The organism is Janthinobacterium foliorum, from assembly GCF_978021625.1.
In genome coordinates, this window is the sequence record NZ_CDXDQE010000009.1 from 264107 (window position 1) to 280326 (window position 16220).

The 16220-nt window shown below is 64.4% G+C and carries 12 protein-coding genes and 1 pseudogene; 9 read left to right on the plus strand and 4 right to left on the minus strand.

The features are described 5' to 3' along the window. The first annotated feature begins 28 nt into the window (after positions 1-28). Both lysA and ACZ92H_RS19285 read left to right on the plus strand, forming a co-directional pair. Positions 29-1273: a diaminopimelate decarboxylase gene (lysA, locus tag ACZ92H_RS19280; RefSeq protein ID WP_465050649.1), complete on the plus strand. Its 1245-nt coding sequence runs from the start codon at positions 29-31 to the stop codon at positions 1271-1273. A 73-nt stretch (positions 1274-1346) separates the two neighbouring features. Then, positions 1347-2912: a phospholipase D family protein gene (locus ACZ92H_RS19285; RefSeq protein ID WP_465050651.1), complete on the plus strand. Its 1566-nt coding sequence runs from the start codon at positions 1347-1349 to the stop codon at positions 2910-2912. A 54-nt stretch (positions 2913-2966) separates the two neighbouring features. Here the strand turns inward: ACZ92H_RS19285 and ACZ92H_RS19290 are convergent, their stop codons facing one another. The 3 genes from ACZ92H_RS19290 to apbC all read right to left on the minus strand — a co-directional run bounded on the left by ACZ92H_RS19290 (position 2967) and on the right by apbC (position 9370). Further along, positions 2967-4652, minus strand: a complete 1686-nt coding sequence (locus tag ACZ92H_RS19290; RefSeq protein WP_465050652.1) for an alkaline phosphatase family protein — start codon at positions 4650-4652, stop codon at positions 2967-2969. A 128-nt stretch (positions 4653-4780) separates the two neighbouring features. Further along, positions 4781-8002, minus strand: a complete 3222-nt coding sequence (locus ACZ92H_RS19295) for a hybrid sensor histidine kinase/response regulator (RefSeq protein WP_465050653.1) — start codon at positions 8000-8002, stop codon at positions 4781-4783. A gap of 279 nt (positions 8003-8281) precedes the next feature. Continuing rightward, on the minus strand, positions 8282-9370 hold the full coding sequence (gene apbC, locus ACZ92H_RS19300) for an iron-sulfur cluster carrier protein ApbC (RefSeq protein WP_034758315.1): 1089 nt from the start codon (positions 9368-9370) through the stop codon (positions 8282-8284). A gap of 147 nt (positions 9371-9517) precedes the next feature. Here apbC and metG point away from each other — a divergent pair, with 147 nt between their 5' ends. The 5 genes from metG to panC all read left to right on the plus strand — a co-directional run bounded on the left by metG (position 9518) and on the right by panC (position 14343). Beyond that, positions 9518-11683, plus strand: coding sequence for a methionine--tRNA ligase (metG, locus tag ACZ92H_RS19305; RefSeq protein ID WP_465050654.1), 2166 nt, complete (start codon positions 9518-9520; stop codon positions 11681-11683). Positions 11684-11702: 19 nt separating this feature from the next. After that, entirely contained in the window at positions 11703-12182 is a 480-nt protein-coding gene (locus tag ACZ92H_RS19310; protein ID WP_131378579.1) for a GNAT family N-acetyltransferase, read from the plus strand. Between the two features lie 107 nt (positions 12183-12289). Further along, on the plus strand, positions 12290-12499 hold the full coding sequence (locus ACZ92H_RS19315) for a DUF3460 family protein (protein ID WP_092799753.1): 210 nt from the start codon (positions 12290-12292) through the stop codon (positions 12497-12499). 17 nt (positions 12500-12516) lie between these two features. Continuing rightward, positions 12517-13449, plus strand: coding sequence for a segregation and condensation protein A (locus ACZ92H_RS19320; protein WP_465050655.1), 933 nt, complete (start codon positions 12517-12519; stop codon positions 13447-13449). A 54-nt stretch (positions 13450-13503) separates the two neighbouring features. Further along, the gene (gene panC / locus ACZ92H_RS19325; RefSeq protein WP_131378410.1) at positions 13504-14343 is read left to right on the plus strand and encodes a pantoate--beta-alanine ligase; all 840 of its coding nucleotides are present in this window, start codon (positions 13504-13506) and stop codon (positions 14341-14343) included. Between the two features lie 57 nt (positions 14344-14400). Here the strand turns inward: panC and ACZ92H_RS19330 are convergent, their stop codons facing one another. Then, positions 14401-14868, minus strand: coding sequence for a hypothetical protein (locus tag ACZ92H_RS19330; protein ID WP_465050656.1), 468 nt, complete (start codon positions 14866-14868; stop codon positions 14401-14403). A gap of 338 nt (positions 14869-15206) precedes the next feature. Between ACZ92H_RS19330 and ACZ92H_RS19335 the strand changes: the two genes are divergently transcribed. Together ACZ92H_RS19335 and ACZ92H_RS19340 are read left to right on the plus strand one after the other, a co-directional pair. Continuing rightward, the gene (locus tag ACZ92H_RS19335) at positions 15207-15959 is read left to right on the plus strand and encodes a glucose 1-dehydrogenase (RefSeq protein ID WP_465050657.1); all 753 of its coding nucleotides are present in this window, start codon (positions 15207-15209) and stop codon (positions 15957-15959) included. Positions 15960-16070: 111 nt separating this feature from the next. After that, positions 16071-16220 (plus strand): annotated as a pseudogene (locus ACZ92H_RS19340) (IS1595 family transposase); the annotation flags it as partial.

Genomic DNA, 16220 nt, shown 5'->3' on the forward strand with positions numbered 1-16220 from the left:
CATCTCACCACATGACAAAGACCACACCATGAAACCAGTGCCAGACGCCACCCTCGCCCAACTCGCCCAGGAATACGGCACGCCCCTGTGGGTCTACGATGCGGCCACCATCCGCGCGCGCATCGCGCAGCTGGCGCAGTTCGACACCGTGCGCTTCGCGCAAAAGGCCAATTCGAACATCCATCTGCTCACCCTGATGCGCGAGGCGGGCGTGCACGTGGACGCCGTCTCGCTGGGCGAGATCGAGCGCGCGCTGCAGGCAGGCTTCACGCCGGCGCGAACCAACGGCGCCGCCGGCCTGGTGTTTACCTGCGACCTGTTCGACCGCGCCACCCTGGCGCGCGTGGCGGCGGCAAAGATCGAAGTCAATTGCGGCTCCGTCGACATGCTGCGCCAGCTGGGTCCTGTCTCGCCCGGCCACCGCGTCTGGCTGCGCATCAACCCGGGCTATGGCCATGGCCACAGCAACAAGACCAATACGGGCGGCGAAAACAGCAAGCACGGCATCTGGCATGAAGAACTGCCGGAGGCGCTGGCCGTCATCCGCGCGCATGGCCTGCACCTGGTGGGCCTGCACATGCACATCGGTTCCGGCGTCGACTACAGCCACCTGGAAACCGTCTGCGGCACCATGGTCGACCTGGTCAGGAACATGGGCCACGACATCGAAGCCATTTCCACGGGCGGCGGCCTGTCCGTGCCTTACCGCGAAGGCGAGCAGCCCGTCGACACGGATCACTACTTCCAGCTGTGGGATGCGGCGCGCAAGCAGATCGAGGCGCACCTGGGCCACCCCGTGCACATGGAAATCGAGCCGGGCCGCTTCCTCGTCGCCGATTCCGGCCTGCTGGTGGCCGAAGTGCGCGCCACCAAGCAAATGGGCGGCAACCATTTCACCTTGCTCGACACGGGCTTCAATGAACTGATGCGCCCCGCCATGTACGGCAGCTACCATGAAATGTCGGTCATCGCGCATGACGGCCGCGCGCTGGATGCCAGCCCCGCATGCGCCACTGTCGTCGGCGGCCCCCTGTGCGAATCGGGCGACGTGTTTACCCAGCGCGATGGCGGCGTGGTCGAAACGCGGCTGCTGCCCGCCGCGCAAGTGGGCGACTACGTGGTCTTCGAAGGCGCCGGCGCGTATGGCGCGTCGATGTCGTCGAACTACAACAGCCGCCCCCACGCGGCGGAATACCTGGTCGACGGCGAGCAATCGCGCTTGATCCGCCGCCGCCAGACGGTGGCCGAGCTGATCGCCCTCGAACAGCTCTAATCCGTTTCAAGCACGCGCCCGCGTGCGGGCATGCGCATCTGCTACCATCGGCACAACTCGATGAAAGCCCGCCATGCCCGCCAACACCCCCGCCCTCCCCCGCAGCGCCAGCTTCGTGCTGCCGCTGCTGCTATCCGCCCTCCTTGCCGGCTGCGCCTCGCTGCCATCACTGGATGGGCGCACGGCATCGACCGTCATCACCGGCACGGCCGACACGCCGCTTGGCGTGGCCATCGCGCCGCTGGCGGCCCAGCATCCGGGCGTGTCCGGCATCTACCCGCTGGCCGACGGGCGCGACGCGTTTGCCGCGCGCGCCCTGCTGGCCGCCGCCGCCCAGCGCAGCCTGGACGTGCAGTACTACATCTGGCACAACGACATCACGGGCACCCTGCTGTTCGACGCCCTGCGCCAGGCGGCGCAACGGGGCGTGCGCGTGCGCCTGCTGCTCGACGATAACAACACGTCGGGCCTGGACCAGACCCTGACGATGCTGGGCAAGCAGAAAAATATCGAAATCCGCCTGTTCAATCCTTTCGTGCCCCGTTCGCCGCGCGCGCTGGCCTTTGTCACCGATTTCTCGCGCGTCAACCGGCGCATGCATAACAAATCGTTCACCGCCGATAACCAGGCCACCATCGTCGGCGGACGCAATGTGGGCGATGAATACTTTGGCGCGGCCGGCGACGTGCTGTTCGCCGACCTCGATGTGCTGGCCGTCGGCCCCGTCGTCGACGAGGTGTCGCATGAATTCGACCGCTACTGGAACAGTCCCTCGGCCTACCCGGCGCAGCTGCTGCTGACCAGGCCAGTGGATGGCGACGCGGCCACCATCGCCGCCGAGGCGGACCGCATCGACGACACCAAGGCGGCCGAGGAATACGTGCGGGCGTTGCGCACCTCGCCCTTCGTGCGGCAATTGATGGATCGCCAGCTGGCCTTCGAATGGGCCAGGACGCGCATGATCAGCGACGACCCGGCCAAGGTGCTGGACAAGGCCAAACCCGGCACGAGCGTGGCGGACAATCTGGAAAACCTGCTGGGCGTGCCGGAAAAGGAACTCGACCTGATTTCGCCGTATTTCGTGCCCGGCAAGGCTGGCACGAAGGCCTTTGCCGAGCTGGCGCACAAGGGCGTGGGCGTGCGCGTGCTGACGAATGCGCTGGAAGCGACCGACGTGGCGGCCGTGCATGCCGGTTATGCGAAGTGGCGAAAACCGCTGCTGGAGGCGGGCGTGCTGCTGTATGAATCGCGCCGCTCGTGGGAGGAAGGCGATGCGCGCGAACAGCCGGGCCGCTTCGGCAGCTCCGCATCGAGCCTGCATGCGAAGACTTTTTCGGTCGATGACCGGCGCATCTTCGTGGGATCGTTCAATTTCGATCCCCGCTCCGTCGAATTGAACACGGAGATGGGCCTCGTCATCGACAGCCCGGTACTGGCGCGCCAGCTGGGCCAGGCCATGCGCACCACGATCCCGCAGCGCGCCTACCAGGTGCTGCTGGCACCGGACGGTTCGCTGTACTGGATCGCCCGCAACGCCAACGGCAGCACCACGCGCTACGACACGGAACCGGGCACCAGCATCTGGAAGCGCATGGGGGTGGCGATTTTGTCGGTGCTGCCGATCGACTGGCTGCTATGACCTTTTCCGGGGTCAGACCCGCCGGGTCTGCCCCCGGGCAACCGCAGGCTGACCTTAGCGCACCGCTTCCGTCAGAATGCGCCCCTCGGAAGCCGACGGCTGGCGCACGCGCAGCAGGTGCGCCAGGGTCGGCGCGATGTCGACCACTTCCGCGTATTCGCCATACGCTCCCGGCTTGATCCAGCGCGGGCCGAAGACCATCAGCGGCACGTTGGTGTCATAGGTATACGGCGAGCCGTGCGAGGTGCCGCCCACGCCCTTGCCGAAATACCAGGCCGGCTTCGTCACCACCATCAGGTCGCCCGACAGCTGGCGGTTCCAGGCACGGCGCATCAGCGTGTCCATGCGCGTGGCGACGGCGCCCGACTCCATCTGCGTGCGCGTGTAGATCTGCGCCAGGCCATCCTGCTCCAGCAGGAAGCGGGCCGCCGCGTTTTCCAGCTGCGCGCGCCGGATGCCGTTCTTTTCCGCCAGCGCGTAATCGAGGTAGATATTCGGCATCGACCACGTCGTCACCAGCTTGTCCACGCCCAGCGCTCCGGCCAGGTGCTGGTCCAGGCTTGCCGCCAGCTTGTCGCCGTCGATGCGCTTGGCGGAAATGCCGCGCGCTTCCGTAAATTCCGGCACGTTGGCAAAGCCATGGTCGGCCGTCAGCACGACGACGACATTATCCATGCCGACTTTTTTATCCAGGTCGGCAAAGAAGCCGGCCAGCATGCGGTCCAGGCGCTGCAGATGGTCGTGCGACATCTTGCTTTCCGGGCCATAGGCGTGGTTCACATAATCGTGCGCGGACAGGCTCACGCCCAGGATATCGGGCACGCCGGCCGGATTGCGGCCCAGCTGCTCGCCATCGACGGCGGCGCGCGCAAATTCCAGGGTCAGTTCGTCAAGGAAGGGACCGGCCTTCAGGCGGCTGTAATAGTCGCCATCGAGGTTGCCGCTGTCGCTGTAGTAGGCGAACGGGAAGGTGTTGCGCGCGCCGGGCTTGGCCGGCACCAGGTCATCGCGGGCGTCGCGGGCATAGGCGGAATCGGCCAGCAGCGGCGTCCAGCTCTTGCCGTAGTAGCGGTCCTGCGGCTTGGCCGCCTGGTAGCGCTGCACCCATTGCGGATGCTGCTGCATATAGTAGGTGCTGCTGGCGAAATTGCCCGTCTTTTCCATGTACATGTAGGCCGTGCCCGTTTTCCCGGCCAGCAGGATGGCGCCGCGGTCCTTGCCCGACACGGTGATGACCTTGGCCTTGTCGCCCGTGGCGTAGCGCAGTTCATCGCCGAGGGTGCTCACGCGCAGCTTGGCCGGCGACGTGCCGTCGTCCGGCCTGGTCTCTTCGCCGATGTAATGGAAATTGCCGTCTTCGGTGCAGTACACGGATTTTTTTGTCACGGGGTCGATCCAGTTATTCCCGATCACGCCATGCTGGTACGGGTAGGCACCCGACAGGACGGCCGAGTGGCCGATGGCCGTCACCGTGATGCCATGCGCCTGGTGCGCATCGCTGAACCACGCGCCCTGCTCCAGCAGGCGGCGGAAACCGCCCTGGCCGAACTGGTCGCGGTAGCGCGTCACCTGCTCCTGCGGCAAGCCGTCGACCACCAGCACCACCACCAGCTTGGGCTGCGCCGCGGCGGCGGGCGTGGCAGGCGCGGCCTTGGCAGCATGGGCCTGGCATGCCGCCACGCTCGACACCAGCAGCAGCGCATGCGCCAGCTGCCGTGAAAGGGAAAAATTCTTCGTCATATCCGCTCGTTCATCAAAATTGTTCGCAAGGACGCCGCGCGCCCTTTTCGGCACCGGGCAGCATACGCAAACGATATGACAAGATGATGACAAAGACAATCCAAATTGGCATGCCGGGACGCTGGCAATCAGCCCTGCGCGCCGAAGCGCCGCAGCACGTCCTGCAGCTGGCGCAGGTCGTACGGCTTGCGCAGGATCACGGCGCCGGGCATGTCGGCCTGCTGGTCCTGTCCGGAAGCGAATACCAGGCCCGTTGCGGGCCAGCGCGCGCGCACCTGCGACGCCAGCGCTTCGCCCGACATGCCCGGCAAGCCGATATCGGTGATCATGACGTCGACGGCACTGTCGCCCAGCATGGCGATGGCGCTTTCGCCGTCCGCCGCATCCAGCACGGCGTGGCCCATGTAGCCCAGCAGCTCGGCCGTCGTGACGCGGGTCAGCTCATCGTCCTCCACCAGCAGGATGCGCAGTCCGGCCTGCGGCTGGGCGCCTGGCGGCGACAGCGCCAGGCTGGCCTGCTGGCGCGCCGCCAGCTTGCGCTGCTGCTGATTGGCCAGCACATGGCGGATCTTGCGCGCCATCGCCGTGCGCGTGTAGGGCTTGCCCAGCAACTCGACGCCCGCATCGAGGCGGCCGCCATGCACGATGGCGTTTTCCGTATAGCCCGAGGTAAACAGCACGGCCAGATCGGGCAGGTGCTCGCGCGCCTGGCGCGCCAGTTCCGGGCTGCGCAGGGGGCCGGGCATGACCACGTCGGTAAACAGCAGGTCGATGGGCATGCCGCTCTTGACGATGTCGAGGGCGGCCACCGCCTCGGGCGCCTGCAGCACGCGGTAGCCCAGCTCTCCCAGCAGGCCGATGACGGTGTGGCGCACTTCCGCGTCGTCCTCCACCACCAGGATGGTTTCCGTGCCGCCCACCGCCACGCGCAGGTCCGGCGGCTGCGCCACGTCTTCCTCGCCCAGCGCGCGCGGCAGGTACAGCTTGACGCTGGTGCCGTTGCCCAGCTCACTGTAGATCTTCACGTGGCCGCCCGACTGCTTGACGAAGCCGAAAACCATCGACAGGCCCAGGCCCGTGCCCTGTCCTTCCGGCTTGGTCGAGAAAAACGGATCGAAAGCCTGGCGCAGCACGTCCTCGCTCATGCCGCTGCCCGTATCGCTGACGGCGATCATCACGTATTCGCCCGCCGCGACGTCGGCATGCTGCGCCACATAGCCCTGCCCCAGCACGGCGTTCGCCACTTCGATGGTCAGCTTGCCGCTGCCGCCCATGGCGTCGCGCGCGTTGATGCACAGGTTGAGCACCGCGTTTTCCACCTGCGCCACGTCGGCCAGGACTTTCCACAAGCCTTCCGGCAAGGTGATGTCGATATCGATTTCTTCGCCCAGGCTGCGGCGCAGCATGTCGTCCATGGCGGCGACATGCGCGCCGATGCGCACCACCTTGGGTTCGAGCGCCTGGCGCCGGCCAAATGCCAGCAGGTAGCTGGCCAGCTTGGCGCCCCGCGTCACGCCGCCCAGGGCGCTGGCGATGCGCTGCTGCGCCCGCGCGCTGTCGCCCACTTCCGTGGCCAGCAGCTGCAAATTGCCCGAAATGACTTGCAGCAGATTGTTGAAATCGTGCGCCACGCCGCCCGTCAGCTTGCCGATGGTGTCCATCTTCTGCGCCTGCTGCAGCGCCAGTTCGCTGCGCCGCACGACTTCCGCCGCCTCGCGTTCATCCGTGATGTCGCGCCCCACCGCATGCGTGAAGCCGCCTTCGTGCGCGCCCGTCCAGGCGATCATGCTGTCGCCGCCGTCGGCGCGCCGGAACAGTGCCTCGCAGCGGAACGCGCCCTGGCCGTGCACCGAGGCGTCGAGCGCGGCGGCCAGCAGCAGGCTGCTGTCGCCGGGCAGGAAATCAGCCAGGCGGCAACCGATCACCTGCTCCTCGCGCCAGCCCAGCAAGGTGCTGAAGGCGGGATTGACGGCCACCACATGGCCATCGAGGCTGGCCACCAGCATGATGTCGGTAGCCAGGCGCCACATGCGGTCGCGCTCCTCGGTGCGCGCATCGACCTGGCGCGCCAGCAGTTCATTCGCCCTTTTCTGTTCCTCGATATCGGTATTCGTGCCGATCCATCGCTGCAGGGTGCCATCCGCGCCGCGCACAGGCGTGGCGCGCACCAGGTGCCAGCGGTACACGCCATCGTGGCGCCGCACGCGGAACTGCGTTTCATAGATCTCGCCGGCCAGCACCGCCTGCTGCCAGGCCTGGCCGGCCGTGAGCACGTCGTCCGCATGCACGATGCTGCCCCAGCGGTTGCCATCGAGCTCGCCCTCGCGCGCGCCGCTGTACGCATACACGCGCTCGTTGAACCAGTCGAGGATGCCGTCGGGCGACGCCGCCCATACCTGGTTCGGCAAGGCTTGCGCCGTCATGCGGAAGGTGCTTTCGCTGTCGCGCATGGCCTGCTCGGCCAGCACGCGATCCGTCACGTCGGCGCCCTGCACGAAGATGCCGAACACGGCGCCAGCGTCGTCCTTCATCGGCTGGTAGACGAAATCGAGAAAACGCTTGCTGGGCGCGCTGCCGTCGCTGGTCTCGACGAAGAACGGCGAAGCCGAACCGGCATACGTCTCGCCGCTCGCATACAGGCCGTCGAGCAAGGCCACGAAGCCCTGCTGCGCCGCCTCGGGCAGGGCCTCGCGCACGGGGCGCCCCAGCACGTCGCGCTGGTTCACCAGCGACATGTAGGCGCGGTTGGCCAGGGTGAAGACGTGGTCTGGGCCCGTCAGCATGGCGACGAAGCCGGGCGCCTGCTCGAACATGGCGCGCAGGCGCTCATGCTCGCCATGGCGCCAGCGCTGCGCGCGCACCGTCTCCGTCGTGTCATACACGATGGCCAGCACGCCGGCCGGTTCGCCATGGGGATCGGGCACGGGCGAGTAATCGAGGTTGAAGCACACGCGTTCCGGCGCGGCGCCGCGCGTGATGGTCATCTCGATATCCGTATAGCGCACGGATTCGCCCGCCATCACCGTGCGCAGCACCTGCGCGTTGAATTCGGCCGCCTCGGGCCAGGCCAGGAAGGTCGACATGCCCAGCGCCTGCGGATGGCGCTCGCCCGCCACCACGGCATACGCATCGTTGTAGATCAATATGCCCTCCTCGCCCCACATGCTGGCCATGGCGATCGGCGAACGCAGCAGCATGGCCACGGCCGTCTGCATGTGCGCCGGCCAGGCTTCCACCGGCCCCAGCGCCGTGCGCGACCAGTCGTGGCCGTCGATCATCCGCCCCAGCGCGCCCCCTCCCCGCAAGAAAGCGTGGCGGGTGGAAGTGGAACTGGCGCGGAAATTATTCATGGGCGGGGCAATGGAAGCGGATAGGGAGGCATGCGGCAGCAGGCGAGCTGCATTATAGGGTGCAACATGGAGAGTGCAGCAGGGAAATTTTGCCGATTATCCAACGCCATGCCGGCCAGGAAAAATACTCATATGACAACGATCCGGCCCGCGCGGCAAGCCGCCCCCGTCCGCGCAAAAAAATACCCGGCATAGGCCGGGTATCGATTCGACTGCGACTGCTGACTGACGCTGCCAGCCGGGATCAGCCGGCCGGCGCGCTCTCAGGCACAGCCAGGCTTAATCGTTCTTGATGACGATGGACGGGAACTTGCTGGTCATGTCCTTGGCCTTTTCCGCCACCTTGATGGCGATGGTGCGGGCGATCTGCTTGTAGATCACGGCGACCGGGCCTTCCGGCTCGGCCACCACGGTGGGCGTGCCCGAATCCGTCTGCTGGCGGATGGCCATGGTCAGCGGCAAGGCGCCGAGGAATTCCACGCCGAAGTCCGCGCACATTTTCGCGCCGCCGCCGGCGCCGAAGATTTCTTCCGCATGGCCGCAGTTCGAGCAGATGTGCGTGCTCATGTTTTCCACCACGCCGAGGATGGGAATGCCGACCTTCTCGAACATTTTCAAGCCTTTGCGCGCGTCCAGCAGGGCGATGTCCTGCGGCGTCGTGACGATGACGGCGCCCGTGACGGGTACTTTCTGCGACAGGGTCAATTGAATATCGCCCGTGCCTGGCGGCATGTCGACGATCAGGTAATCGAGGTCGCGCCAGTTGGTCTGGTCCAGCAGCTGCTGCAAGGCTTGCGTGACCATCGGGCCGCGCCACACCATCGGCTCGTCCGGATCGATCATGAAGCCGATCGACGACACTTGCAGGCCGTGGTTTTCCATCGGCTCCATGCTCTTGCCGTCCAGGGTCTTCGGCTGGCCGCTGATGCCCAGCATCATCGGCTGCGACGGGCCATAGATATCGGCGTCCAGCATGCCGACGGTGGCGCCTTCGGCCGCCAGGGCCAGGGCCAGGTTGACGGCCGTCGTCGATTTGCCCACGCCGCCCTTGCCGGAAGCGACGGCAATGATATTTTTCACATTGCTCATCGGCTTCAGGCCGCGCTGCACCGTGTGCGAAATGATTTTCGACGACACGCCCACGCTGACATTGCCCACGCCCGGCAGCACGCGCAGCGCGGCCAGCACGGACTTGCGGATCAGGTCGATCTGGCTTTTCGCCGGATAGCCAAGCTCGATGTCGAGCGAAATATCATCGCCGTCGACCTTCAGATTCTTGACGGTTTTACTGGAAACGAAATCTTTATGTGTATTGGGATCAATAACCTGGGCCAGTGCGGCCTTCACGTCTTCTACTGTGATGCTCATGACAATCTCCGTATGCAATACGCGCAGTCTAGCGTAAATTTGCATGGCGCGATGGAGACAAAAGCACTACTTGCCAGCCCTGCATCTGCTCATATTGCGTTTCCGCTGTTAAAATGCCCTATTATCCATCCCAAAAGTGCATCAATCATGACTCGCAAGCTGTTCGTCACCACTGCCCTGCCTTACGCAAACGCCGCTTTTCACATTGGCCATATCATGGAATACATCCAGGCCGATATCTGGGTCCGGTTCCAGCGAATGCAACGCGATGGCGCAGCCGGACGTGAAGTGCACTTTGTGGGCGCCGACGATACGCATGGCACGCCCATCATGATCGCCGCCGAAAAGGAAGGCATCACGCCGCAGCAATTCGTCGCCAACATCGCCGCCGGCCGCGCCCAGTACCTGGACGGTTTCCATATCGCCTTTGACAACTGGTATTCGACCGACTCGCCGGAAAACGTCGACCTGTCGCAATCGATCTACCGCAAGCTGCGCGATACGGGCCTGATCGTCACGAAAACCGTCGACCGCTTCTTCGATCCGGTCAAAGGCATGTTCCTGGCCGACCGCAACATCAAGGGCGAATGCCCGAAATGCGGCGCCAAGAACCAGTACGGCGACAACTGCGAAGTGTGCGGCGCCGCCTACCAGCCGACCGACCTGGTCAACCCGTTCTCCGTGTTTACCAACGCGACGCCCGTCATGAAGCCGTCGGAACAGTATTTCTTCAAGCTGTCCGACCCGCGCTGCTTCGAATTCCTGAAAAGCTGGCTGAATACGCCAGGCCGCTTGCAACCGGAAATGGTCAACAAGGTCAGCGAATGGCTGGGCGAAGCGGGTGAAAAGCTGGCCGACTGGGATATCTCGCGCGATGCGCCCTATTTTGGCATCCCGATTCCCGATGCGCCGGGCAAGTTCTTCTATGTGTGGATGGACGCGCCCGTCGGCTACCTGGCCAGCCTGAAAAATTATTGCGACAAGAAAGGCATCGATTTCGACGCCCTCTTGAACGATCCGACGACGGAACAGATCCACTTCATCGGCAAGGACATCGTCTCCTTCCACCTGCTGTTCTGGCCTGCCATGCTGAAATTCGCCGGTCACCCGGTGATCGACAAACTGAAAGTCAATGTGCATGGCTTCCTGACGGTCAACAACGAAAAAATGTCGAAATCGCGCGGCACGGGCATTTCGCCGCTGCGCTACCTGGACCTGGGCATGAACCCGGAATGGCTGCGCTACTACATCGCCTTCAAGCTGAACTCGAAAGTGGAAGACCTCGATTTCAACGGCGACGACTTCGTGGCCCGCGTGAACAGCGACCTGATCGGCAAATACGTCAACATCGCCAGCCGCTGCGCCGGCTTCATCGCCAAGCGTTTCGACGGCAAGCTGGCGTCCACGCTGTCGGACAGCGCGCAAGGCTGGATCAACCGCGCACTGACGGCGGACGTCAACGGCGTCATCGTCGAGCGCCAGGCCAGCATTGCCGCGCATTTTGAAAACCGCGAATTCGGCAAGGCCTTGCGCGAAATCATGGAAATCGCCGACATCACCAACCAGTATGTCGATGAAAACAAGCCGTGGATCCTGGCCAAGGACGCGGACAAGACGGCCGAGCTGCACGACGTGTGCACGACGGCCCTGATCCTGTTCCGCCAGCTGACGATTTTGCTGTCGCCCGTGCTGCCGGCCGTGGCAAAGAACGTGGCTTCGTTCCTCAACGACGCCGAATTCAGCTGGGCCGACACGCAGGTGTTCGGCGACGCCGTCTCGAACAGCATGCTGGGCCGTACCATCGGTGCCTACAGCCATTTGATGACGCGCATGGATGCCAAGATGATCGAAGCGCTGTTCGATGCGCCGCAAGCGGCCGCTGCCATTGCCGCGCCGGCCGGCGACGCCGCCAATGACGCCGCGCCCGCGCCGGCCGCTGCAATACCGGCTGCTGCCATCGAGGAGCTGGCGCCCGAGATCAAGATCGACGACTTCCTCAAGGTCGACTTGCGCATCGCCAAAATCGTCAACTGCGAACTGGTCGACGGCTCCGACAAGCTGCTGCGCCTGACCCTCGACGCGGGCGAAGGCCGTCTGCGCAATGTATTCTCGGGCATCCGCTCGGCTTACCAGCCGGAAGAACTGGTCGGCAAGCTGACGGTGCTGGTGGCCAACCTGGCGCCGCGCAAGATGAAGTTCGGCATTTCCGAAGGCATGGTCATGGCTGCATCCGCCGCCGACGAAAAGGCCAATCCGGGCATCTACATCCTGAACCCGTGGCCAGGCGCCGAACCTGGCATGCGCATCCGCTAAGCCCGCACAAGGACCGATGATGAATATCGTGGTGCGCGAAGCAACAGATGCCGATGCACAACTGATTGCCGAGCTGACCCGCGCCGCGTGGGCCGGCAAGGTGGCCCCGTCATCGAGCGGGCACCACGAAACGGCCGAGCAGGTGGCGGAGCAATTGCGCCACGGCGGCGGCTTCGTGCTGCTGATCGACGACGTGCCGGCCGGTTCCTTGCGCTGGATGCCGCTCGACAGCGATCCCGCCATCTGGAAGATAGCGCGCATGGGCGTGCTGCCCGCCTACCGGGGCAGCAATGTGTCGCAGCATCTGCTCGAAGCCATCATTCATCACGGCCTGTCGTGCCAGGCGGAAGAATTGCGCCTGGCCGTGCGGCGCGACCAGCGCAAGCTCATCGATTTTTACGCGGCCTTCGAATTCGACCTGGCCGAGGAACTGGAATATTCGCACGCCAACCCCGCCGAACCGGCGCCGATGGTGATGCGCCGCCTGCTAAGGTATTGATTTTTAGCATTTTCGCCCCTGGCTTGCCCATACAACAACCCGCCAGTGCATCCGGCGCGGTAGAATACGGCCGGCTGACCTTACTTATAAGACACTCAGAAGACACTATGAAACTGCCTGCAAAACACACCAACTACGTATCCGACCACACCCTGTTCATCGCTGAACTGAAGGCCAAGAACCCTGGCATGGAAGCGGGCCAGCAAGCGGGCCGCGCCCTGCTGTGGGACAAGCCGCCCGTCAGCATGGATGAGCAGGAACGCCAGATGGCATCGGCCATCAAGCAACAGGCCTACGTTTACCAGAACAAGAACTAAGACCTGGAACCGGCACGATGTTGCCTGAAGAGTCTGCAGTCACGCCGGAAGCCGACGCTTCCGGCGCGGGCGCAGTCATCGAGTCGCCCGCCCCCGTCGCTAGCGGCGACGGGGGCGGCGACCCTGCAGCATCTGCAACAGCGGACGCGGCGCCCGCCGCCGATCCGATCGAGGCGGGCATTGCCCGCCTGTATGGCGAGCCCCTGCTGCGCATGCCGACGGACTTGTACATTCCGCCGGACGCGCTGGAAATCTTCCTCGAAGCCTTCGAAGGCCCGCTCGACTTGCTGCTCTACCTGATCCGCAAGCAAAACTTCAACATCCTCGATATCCCGATGGCGCAGGTGACCCTGCAATATCTGAAATATGTCGACCAGATCCGTGTGCGCAACCTGGAACTGGCGGCCGAGTATCTGTTGATGGCGGCGATGCTGATCGAAATCAAATCGCGCATGCTGTTGCCTTCGCGCAAGAGCGACGTCGAGGAAGACGGCGGCGATCCCCGTGCCGAACTGGTGCGTCGCCTGCTCGAATACGAGCAGATCAAGCTGGCCGCCTACGACCTGAACGCCATCCCCCAGTTCGAGCGCGATTTCGTGCGCACGCAGATCTTCATCGAGCAAAGCCTGACGCCCACCTGGCCCGACGTGGAACCGGTGGACTTGCAGCAGGCGTGGCTCGACGTGCTGAAGCGTGCCAAGCTGACCCAGCATCACCGCATCAGCCGCCAGGAACTCTCCGTGCGCGAGCACATGTCGAGCATCCTGCGCCACCTGCAATCGTCGCGCTTCGTGGAATTCAGCGAACTGTTCGACATCGCCGGCGGCGTGCCCGTGGTGGTGGTCAACTTCGTGGCACTGCTGGAACTGGCCAAGGAAACCCTGATCGAAATCACGCAGGCAGAACCGTTTGCACCCATCTACGTCCGGCTGGCCTATTCGCCCGCCTGATCCCTTCCCTTTGTCACTGACCACCGTACAACGGGGTTTTAGCGAAAGCAATCCATGAAAATTATTTCCGACATCGAAGAATTGCGCGACCAGCTCAGCGGACAGCTGCGCACGGCGTTTGTGCCCACCATGGGCAACCTGCATGAAGGCCATTTGTCGCTGATGCGCCTGGCGCGCAAGCATGGCGACCCCGTCGTCGCCTCGATCTTCGTGAACCGCCTGCAATTCGGGCCGAATGAAGACTTCGAAAAATATCCGCGCACCATGGCGGCCGACATCGCCAAGCTGGAAAAGGAAGGCGTGTACGTGCTGTTCGCCCCGACGGAAAAAGAACTGTACCCGGAACCGCAGGAATACCGCGTGCGCCCGCCCGATGACCTGGGCAATACGCTGGAAGGCGAATTCCGCCCGGGCTTCTTCGAAGGCGTGTGCACGGTCGTCACCAAGCTGTTTTCCTGCGTCGGCCCGCGCGTGGCCGTGTTCGGCAAAAAGGATTACCAGCAGCTGATGATCATCCGCAACATGGCGCGCCAGTTCGCGCTGCCGACGGAAATCATCGCCGCGGAAACCTACCGCGCCGACGATGGGCTGGCCTTGTCGTCGCGCAATATGTACCTGTCGGAAAGCGAACGCGCGGAAGCGCCGGAACTGTACAAGGGCCTTAACTTCGTCGCCGAGGAAGTACGCAAGGGCAACCTGGCCGTGGGCGAACTGGAACAGGCCACAATGCGGCTGCTGGACGGCCGCGGCTGGAAGTCGGATTACATCGCCGTGCGCAAGCGCGCCAATCTGCAAGCGCCGAACGCGGCCGAACTGGCCGCCGGCGAACCGCTAGTGGTGCTGGCCGCCGCCAAGCTGGGGCAGACCCGCCTGATCGACAACCTGGAAATTTAACCGCTCGCAGGCGGCATCACGACAACGGGGCCATGCGGCCCCGTTTGCCTATCGGCCCTACTTTTCCAGTCCTACCAGCCTGAGCTCGGCATACAGCGGCTTGCCTTTGCCGCGGGCCGCCTGCAGCATGTCGTAGCTGGCCGCATCGAGCACGATTTCCTCCCCTCCCCACAGCTTGCGCTGGTGCGCTGGCAGCTTCAGGCTGCGCAGCATGGCCCGCGCCTGCGCCGGATCGGCAGCCAGCAGGCGGATGGCGCGCACATGGCGCTGCGCCCCCGTCAGGATGGGCAGGCCGCCCTCCGGGCCACTCTGGTTCAGGCTGACATAGTCGTGGCCGCCCACCCTGTGCAGGTAGGCGTGCCGGCCATCGCCCTCGGCTGGCTGCACGGCGGCCTCCCGGGCGTCGGACGGCAGCTCGGCAAGCACTGGCGCGACAGGCGCCACGGCGGCCTGCTCAAGGCTCACGCCGCAAGCGGCCAGCAAGGCCATGGCGAGGGCAAGGAATAATACGGGTGCTCGGCGCATGTTGCGCTCCTTCTTGTCGGGGTCGGGGACAAAGGGGTAGTGCAGCGATCATGGGCCAAATTATTTGACGTGTAAAGTTAACTTTGAGAAATATTTCATTCCTTTGCGCAATTTACCGGGATGGGCTGGCGGGCCGCAAAATCCGCCCGTCCTATTCCTCACCATGGACATGCGCGCCTGGCCGATACAGGGTATATGTCCGGCAGCCGCCACCAGCATTGTTAATGCAGATTGCACGCTGAAACCATCCTTGCCATCTTTATCCATGCCAAGATAAAGATCACAATGGCTGCACTGGCGCGGCATTGCGCGCCGCCCACCATGACAGGAGAAGCAGCATGAATACAGCATCCACCCCCGCCAAGGTCGCCATCGTCACGGGCGCGTCGCGCGGCATCGGCGCCGCCATCGCCCGCCGCCTGGCCCGCGACGGCATGCGGGTCGTCGTCAATTACGCCAGCGGCAACGTCGAGGCCGAGAGGCTGGTGGCGGCCATCGCGGCCGACGGCGGACAGGCCATCGCCGTAAAAGCCGACGTCGCCGATGCGGCCGATGTGCAGGCCATGTTCGATGCGGCCGAAGCGGCCTTCGGCGGCGTCGACGTGCTGGTGAATAACGCCGGCGTCATGCCGTCCGAGTTGCCCGCCCTGGCCGACACGGACGACGCCACCTTCGACAGGCTGTTCGCCATCAATGTGAAAGGCAGCTTTAACACCATGCGCCAGGCAGCGACGCGCTTGCGCCACGGCGGCAGCGTCGTCAATTTCTCGACCAGCGTGATTGGCCTGGCCCTGCCCGGCTATGCCGTCTACGGCGCCACCAAGGCGGCCATCGAGACGATGACGACTATCTTCGCCAAGGAATTACGCGGCAAGAACATCACCGTCAACGCCGTCGCCCCCGGCCCCACGGCCACGGCCCTGTTCTTGACCGGCAAGACGGAAGACACCATAGAACGCATGAGCAAGATGGCGCCGCTGGAGCGCCTGGGCACGCCGGAGGACATCGCCGCCGCCGTCGCCTTCCTGGCCGGGCCGGATGGACGCTGGGTGAATGGCCAGACCTTGCGGGCGAATGGCGGCCTCGTCTGAGCTGTTGCGGGCGAAAAAAAAAGCTATGTCATCGACAAATAGGGGAAATGCAGGAATCTTTCCTTGGCGCTGCTGTCTGACTCTGCATACCCACCACACAGGGAGCAGGCCATGCAGCCAGCCGAATGGATCAACTTTATCGCGCAGTTTGCGCAGTTGAACCGGCGCCAGCGGCAGGCGGGCATGGCCCTGCTGCGTGGCAACACGCCACACGACGCGACCGTCGCGCTGCTCGAGGGCGTGGCGCAGTCGCGCTTGGCC

Bases quoted from the DNA above. Each gene is read 5' to 3' on its own strand.
- ACZ92H_RS19315 (WP_092799753.1), top strand. From the start codon at position 12,290: ATGAAACTGCCTGCAAAACACACCAACTACGTATCCGACCACACCCTG.
- panC (WP_131378410.1), top strand. From the start codon at position 13,504: ATGAAAATTATTTCCGACATCGAAGAATTGCGCGACCAGCTCAGCGGA.
- ACZ92H_RS19320 (WP_465050655.1), top strand. From the start codon at position 12,517: ATGTTGCCTGAAGAGTCTGCAGTCACGCCGGAAGCCGACGCTTCCGGC.
- lysA (WP_465050649.1), top strand. From the start codon at position 29: ATGAAACCAGTGCCAGACGCCACCCTCGCCCAACTCGCCCAGGAATAC.
- ACZ92H_RS19335 (WP_465050657.1), top strand. From the start codon at position 15,207: ATGAATACAGCATCCACCCCCGCCAAGGTCGCCATCGTCACGGGCGCG.
- ACZ92H_RS19330 (WP_465050656.1), bottom strand. From the start codon at position 14,868: ATGCGCCGAGCACCCGTATTATTCCTTGCCCTCGCCATGGCCTTGCTG.
- ACZ92H_RS19290 (WP_465050652.1), bottom strand. From the start codon at position 4,652: ATGACGAAGAATTTTTCCCTTTCACGGCAGCTGGCGCATGCGCTGCTG.
- metG (WP_465050654.1), top strand. From the start codon at position 9,518: ATGACTCGCAAGCTGTTCGTCACCACTGCCCTGCCTTACGCAAACGCC.
- ACZ92H_RS19295 (WP_465050653.1), bottom strand. From the start codon at position 8,002: ATGAATAATTTCCGCGCCAGTTCCACTTCCACCCGCCACGCTTTCTTG.
- ACZ92H_RS19310 (WP_131378579.1), top strand. From the start codon at position 11,703: ATGAATATCGTGGTGCGCGAAGCAACAGATGCCGATGCACAACTGATT.
- apbC (WP_034758315.1), bottom strand. From the start codon at position 9,370: ATGAGCATCACAGTAGAAGACGTGAAGGCCGCACTGGCCCAGGTTATT.
- ACZ92H_RS19285 (WP_465050651.1), top strand. From the start codon at position 1,347: ATGCCCGCCAACACCCCCGCCCTCCCCCGCAGCGCCAGCTTCGTGCTG.